The 6,198-nt window shown below is 40.4% G+C and carries 6 protein-coding genes and 1 other RNA gene; 2 read left to right on the top strand and 5 right to left on the bottom strand.

Translation table 11 applies throughout. The annotated features are described in order from the left end of the window. Positions 1 to 413: 413 nt before the first annotated feature. The 5 genes from recR to IEU51_RS06575 all read right to left on the bottom strand — a co-directional run bounded on the left by recR (position 414) and on the right by IEU51_RS06575 (position 4,264). Positions 414 to 1,010 carry a recombination mediator RecR gene (recR, locus tag IEU51_RS06595; protein WP_186085688.1) on the bottom strand — a complete coding sequence of 199 codons (597 nt, stop codon included), beginning with the start codon at positions 1,008 to 1,010 and terminating at the stop codon, positions 414 to 416. Between the two features lies 1 nt (position 1,011). Next, entirely contained in the window at positions 1,012 to 1,335 is a 324-nt protein-coding gene (locus IEU51_RS06590) for a YbaB/EbfC family nucleoid-associated protein (RefSeq protein ID WP_186085691.1), read from the bottom strand. 46 nt (positions 1,336 to 1,381) lie between these two features. Then, positions 1,382 to 3,007 (bottom strand): DNA polymerase III subunit gamma/tau, encoded by a 1,626-nt coding sequence (gene dnaX / locus IEU51_RS06585; RefSeq protein ID WP_186085694.1) that lies wholly within the window; start codon positions 3,005 to 3,007, stop codon positions 1,382 to 1,384. 159 nt (positions 3,008 to 3,166) lie between these two features. Further along, an RNA gene (gene ffs / locus IEU51_RS06580) (signal recognition particle sRNA large type) lies at positions 3,167 to 3,431 on the bottom strand. Positions 3,432 to 3,469: 38 nt separating this feature from the next. Continuing rightward, on the bottom strand, positions 3,470 to 4,264 hold the full coding sequence (locus tag IEU51_RS06575) for a carboxypeptidase-like regulatory domain-containing protein (RefSeq protein WP_186085697.1): 795 nt from the start codon (positions 4,262 to 4,264) through the stop codon (positions 3,470 to 3,472). Between the two features lie 106 nt (positions 4,265 to 4,370). Here IEU51_RS06575 and IEU51_RS06570 point away from each other — a divergent pair, with 106 nt between their 5' ends. Both IEU51_RS06570 and IEU51_RS06565 read left to right on the top strand, forming a co-directional pair. Continuing rightward, on the top strand, positions 4,371 to 5,369 hold the full coding sequence (locus IEU51_RS06570) for an NADH:flavin oxidoreductase/NADH oxidase (RefSeq protein ID WP_186085700.1): 999 nt from the start codon (positions 4,371 to 4,373) through the stop codon (positions 5,367 to 5,369). Positions 5,370 to 5,387: 18 nt separating this feature from the next. Further along, complete coding sequence (locus tag IEU51_RS06565) at positions 5,388 to 6,152, top strand: 2OG-Fe dioxygenase family protein (protein ID WP_186085703.1); 765 nt, start codon at positions 5,388 to 5,390, stop codon at positions 6,150 to 6,152. Positions 6,153 to 6,198 lie beyond the last annotated feature (46 nt).

Here is a 6,198-nt window from a genome sequence, read left to right as displayed (position 1 = left end):
AGAATTTGAGTTAGCTCAAATTTATCCGTGTTTTATACTGTTCTCTCAGTTACTCCGTAGAGTATTTTTCTTGGAATTAACGTTGACATATTGTCATTCAGTTTTCAATGTTCTTTAATGTTTATTTTGCGCGTCGCCTGTTTCAGCAACATATTCAATCATAACACGTTCAATTTATTAATGCAAGTATTAATTTGAATTAATTTTATTTGGTTGTGTTTCGTTTGAACTGTGTGGGGAATGTCTCCCGCTCACAAGATATAACTATACAGGGTCTTTTGATTTAATGCAACAGTTTTTCTTAAGTTTATTCGTTTTTGTATAAATTTTATGCTAACGCTTGATTTATCTGTGTTTATTATGACTGTTCTCGATATAAAAACACATCAATAGTCTCCTATCGATGTGTTTATTTACATTTCTGTTCGATGTGCGATTGCTTTTGATAGTGTAACTTCGTCTGCGTATTCTAAATCTCCACCGATAGATAAACCTTGTGCTGGTCGTGTTGTTTTTATTCCGATCGGATTGATGAGTCTTTGAATATACATCGCAGTCGTCTCACCCTCAATGTTTGGATTCGTCGCAAGGATGACTTCTTTGATTTCGTCGTCTTTTAATCGTTCTAATAGACTCGGAACGTTGATGTCTTCTGGTCCAATGCCATCCATCGGGCTAATTGCACCATGTAAGACATGATAAAGGCCTCTGTATTCACGCATCTTTTCTATTGCGATGACGTCTTTCGTGTCTTGAACGACGCATAGTAATGAACGATTTCTCGTCTTGTCACTACATATATAACATGGATCTACATCTGTGATATGTCCACATACAGAACAATAGAGTAGTTCTCTCTTCACTTCAATGAGACTTTTTGAAAAACTGACGACATCGTCTTCTTTCATATTAAGTACATAAAAAGCAAGGCGTTGGGCCGTCTTTGGTCCAATGCCTGGCAATTTCATAAAGCTATCAATGAGCTTCGATATAGGTTCAGGATAATGCATGTTACATCAATCCTGGAATGTTAAGACCCTTAGTGTGTTGTCCAAGACGGCTAGATGCAAGTTCATCTGCTTTAGATAATGCATCGTTAGTTGCTGCTACTACTAAATCTTGTAACATTTCGATATCTTCCGGATCGACAACCTCTTCTTTAATTTCAACATCCATAATTTCTTTATGTCCGTTTACTGTTACAGTGACCATACCGCCACCTGCAGTACCTTCAATTTTCTCTTCTTTTAATTTCGCTTGCTCTTCTTCCATTTTCTTTTGCATTTTCTGCATTTGTTTCATCATGTTTTGCATATTGCCCATTCCGCCACGCATATATAAAAACCTCCAAGTTTAATTTACTAGTCTTATTGTAATCGGCTTATTCCTTTATTTCAATGATACTGCTATCAAATATTTCCTTCGCAACGTCTGAAGGTTTCTTCTCTTCCTTCACACCTTGACGTCGTTTCTCAATATATTCTTGTCTCACTTGTTGCCAACTTGACTCCGGCACACCCACAACCCTAACTTTTTTACCTATAATAGAAGGAATTAGATTTTCTAACTCACGCTTCTTCTCGTCATCGTTGTTAATAAGTTCAGAATGTACATCACTTTGGAACATGATTAACACCTGAGTTTCGCTCGCAGCTACCGGCTCTGAATCTTTAATTAATGCACGTAATGGTTGATTGTTTAACTCTTCAATTTTACTGTAAACGTTCGGCCACTCTCGTTTTAGTTTTTCGAGATCTTCCCGATTTGCTCTGTCGAGCACCTCTTTAATTTTTTCTACAGAGAACACATTGCGGTTACGACGTGGCGTTTCTGTTCGTTTACGCTCAGGTCTTGCTGCCCCACCCGCTTCAAGTCTTTGTTCCAGTGTTTTAATCTGTGCTTCGAGTCTTCTGATTTCATCGTCTGAAACAGTAGAGGTTTGCGTTTCCGTTTTATTCAATGCCTGCACCATCTTCACAATCACGACTTCAAGGTGCACTGACACATTCACACTATAGCGCATCATGACCATCGCATCGTTTAAGATTTCGATTAAATCATAAATCACGGAGTCATCTAATGTTACGAATGCCGTGTTTTCATCGATTTCGTTAGAGTGCTTCATTAAAATAACGTCTCTTAAGAAGTACAACAACTCGTGCACAAGTCTCACGGGATCCTTACCTTCATCAATAAACTGATGATATTTTAAGAAAGCATCTTTCGTATTCTGTGTTTCGACGAGCTTCATCCACTCATTCAAGTCTTCAGTTTTAATACCGCCAGTGATCATTACCGCATCGTCGAGCGTGATTTTATCTCCACTATATGCAATCACTTGGTCAAAAATAGATAACGCGTCACGCATTCCACCTTCAGCGGCACGCGCAATGTACTCGACCGCTTCTGTGTCATACTCTATATTTTGGTTTTCAGCCACGTACTTCAAGTGATCGACAATCTCTTGTAACTCAATCGCTTTGAAGTCAAAACGCTGCGTTCTTGAGATAATCGTCGCTGGTATTTTATGTGGCTCAGTTGTTGCCAAGATAAAAACAGCGTGAACCGGAGGCTCTTCGAGTGTTTTTAGGAGCGCGTTGAATGCACCAGTTGTCAGCATGTGGACCTCGTCTATAATGTAGACTTTAAATTTCGCTTCACTTGGCGCATACTTCACACGATCTCTAATATTTCTAATTTCATCGACACCGTTGTTTGAGGCCGCGTCAATTTCGATCACATCATTCGCACTGCCGTCCGTGATTGTCTGACATAGATGACATTCGTTACACGGTTCGCCATCGACACCGTTCGGACAGTTCAAAGCTTTCGCAAAAATTTTAGCAATAGATGTTTTTCCGGTACCTCTAGGACCAGAAAACAGGTATGCGTGAGATTCTTTGTCACGCTTTATTGCGTTTCTAAGTGTTTGAGTGATATGTTTTTGACCCACGACCTCGCCAAAACTCTGGGGTCTAAACGCACGATACAGTGCTTGGTACTCCATGTGCCCGCACTCCCTTTTTACAAATTATTCTTACATATTATATCACAGTCACATTTTGTTTTACCTTAAATACATTGTTTTCATTTTGTGTTCGATTAAAAACCCTGTTACTTAAAAAAGGCATAAAAAAAAAGATCACATACGTGATCAATTTAAAAGCCGTGCACCACTTCTTCGAATATTTAACACAAGCGTTACGCTTACTTTCAGCTCAACCTCGGCTACCCTACGGCACATAGAATGGGTCACTTAATGCTGCTTCCTTCCGGACCTGACATGGTTCATGACGTTCTATTGCATAGGACCGAGATCTCAACACCTCTGGTAAGCGGCAGTCCTCACATCCAATTCCTCAGAAGTGGAATTCGGTCTTGCTAGAGCGGATTGCAAGTACAGGGCACCGCTAATTCCCCACTTAGCACGGTACGTTTAATAATAACAAAGTATTTTTTTATTTTCAACTTAATTCCTTTTAAAAACGAAATAAAGAATGACTGAAACTGGGATGAGAATTGATACTACTACAATCAGCCACTTTAAATAAGTTGGCATGCCTTCATCTTCTTTAGAATCCTCAGATTTAATGAGTGATTCTTTTTTAGTTTTCTCTTCTTTTTTCTCGTCGCTCGTAATATCAAAATTGATATTTACTTTGTCGCGGTCAGTGATTTCTATTTCAATCGGTGAAATGTCTGCTTCACTTTCCTCATAATTTACAGAAACTGTATATTTCCCAGGTGATAATTCTGTAAATTCAAATTTACCGTTATCGTTTGTTTGTACAGTTTGTTCAGCGTCACCTGTCACTACGACTTCAACATCTTTTGCTAATTCACCATTTATCTTAACTTGTCCTTTGATGACAAAGCGTTCTGTTTTGATTTCTTCAGTTAGTGGTTCTTCTTCAGTAGGTTCTTCATAGACTGGCTCTTCATAAGTTGGTTCTTCGTACACAGGCTCTTCATACGTCGGTTCTTCATATGTGTTATTGTCGTACGAGTTGTCGTAAGTATTCTCTTCACCTGTCGCAGGATCTTGTACTGACGGGTCTTCATTATAGTTACCTGGGTCTGTCGTACCTGGATCTGTGTTGTCTTCAGTATCTGTGCCTGTATTTGGATTTTCATATCCATCTGTCGGCGTTTCAGTTGTGTTTTCTTCTGGGTTTGTTGTCGTGTCGTCTACAGTTGTTTCATCTGCCACAGCAGTACTAGCAAGCATTATTGAAATCAGAATAATCGGCAGCCATTTCTTCATCAGCAAAGTTCTCCTTTTAATTTCTATCCCTTTTATTATACATGAGTCGTCACACGTGACAAACCTTGTTTTTTATCTCAAAATTAATTTTATGAGGAGTGAGAAAATGAAAATTTTTGAACCATACAAAATCAAAAATTTAGAGTTAAAAAATAAGGTCGTAATGGCGCCGATGTGTCAGTATAGTGCGACAGATGGCTATCCAAATGACTGGCACCACGTCCACTACACGACGCGTGCGGTTGGTGGCGTTGGGTTTATCGTCATAGAGATGACGAACGTTGAACCAGATGGTCGTATAACGGACAACTGTCTCGGGCTTTGGGAAGACGGTCAGATTGAAGCATTTAAAGGGATTGTTGATTCGGTACATGCACATGGGGCGAAAGTGAGTATTCAGATTGCCCATGCAGGTCGTAAGGCGACGGATGCTGAGACACCAGTGTCTGCGTCGGATATTCGTTATAGCGATAAATACAAGACACCTCGAGCGCTTTCAACTAAAGAAGTGTATGAGATGATTGAAAAGTTCGGGCAATCGGCACGTCGTGCGATTGAAGCTGGTGTGGATTCAATTGAAATTCATGGCGCTCATGGGTATTTAATTCACCAGTTTTCATCTAAGAGAACAAATAATCGTACAGATGAATTTGGTGAAGATTTAAGTCTATTCGGTCGTAAAGTGATTGAACGTGTGAAAGAGGAAATTCCTGAGGGTATGCCACTCGCGATTCGTATGTCTGCAAAAGAATATGCGACTGACGGATACGATCTTAGCCATGGTGTTTATCTTGCGGAACAGTTTAAAAATGCAGGAGTAGACTTCATTCATGTGTCTGCGGGTGGTGAAGGACAGCCGGACAAAGCGCGTCTTGGAACGGTTGAGCCAGGTTACATGGTACCTTTTGCGAAAGAAATTAGAGAAAAGGTAGACATCCCGGTAATTGCTGTTGGTATACTAGATGATGTAAAAGACGCAGAGGCAGCGTTAGAATCCGCTGACCTTGTTGCGCTTGGCCGTGTATTACTGCGTGATCCTTATTGGGTAGCGAATCATGATGACAAACATCGATTTGTAACGAAGCAGTATGAACGCGGATACTAATGAAAGGACAGTTACCTTATGAACGAATTACAAACGACTGGGTTTGCACGTTATGATTATATGAAAGAACTCGCGTATGATGGCATCGAAGAAGACTATGACGCGCTACTAAAATACTTTGAAGATTTACCAAAAGATGAGTATGCGGTTGGTCTGAACAGATACCGTAGATATTCACGCGCACTCGTTTTGCCGACCTCAAAAACAATTGAGTGGTTGCCAAATGTGGAGCGTGATGGCGTGGAACTCGCGGCATATTTCCAAGGGAAATTTAACCCGGAGCATCCTGGAGATTATAGAGAATTCCCAGCGATTGATGCGGAAGTTTTAGAGAATAAGCTGCTTCAAAAAATTATCATGGCAGATTACGAAAAAACATTTTGGAATGAACAAGATAAAATCATGCCCATCCATGTCGGCGTACACTTCGTAAAACTGAATGTGGAAAAAGCCGATGATATTGCAGTGTCGAGCCCAAACAGTTTACATCAAGACGGTGAACCATTTACGTTCGCGCACTTGATCGAGCGTTATAACGTTGAAGGCGGAACGAACGCAATTGGAATTCCGGAAGTACGTCACATGTTGCCAGAAGAAACAAAAGACGGACAACTCCATGACGTATTTGAAATTACGGAACCCCTCGAATCATATGGAGTGAATGATAAGAAAGTCAGTCACTACGTATCACCGATTACGAGAGGCCCTTTAGACGAAGCAGGTCGCAGAAGTGTTATCTTAATCGACTACCAATTAACAGTCGTCGCAGAAATGGAAGAGTAAGATAGGAAGAATGCTGGTTGTAGCGCGGTTGACGCGTCCCGGCATT

Origin of the sequence: Phocicoccus schoeneichii (genome assembly GCF_014635565.1) — a bacterium.
GTDB lineage: Bacteria > Bacillota > Bacilli > Staphylococcales > Salinicoccaceae > Phocicoccus > Phocicoccus schoeneichii.
Note: the sequence above shows the minus strand (reverse complement) of the source record. Positions and strands in the feature narration are given on the sequence as shown.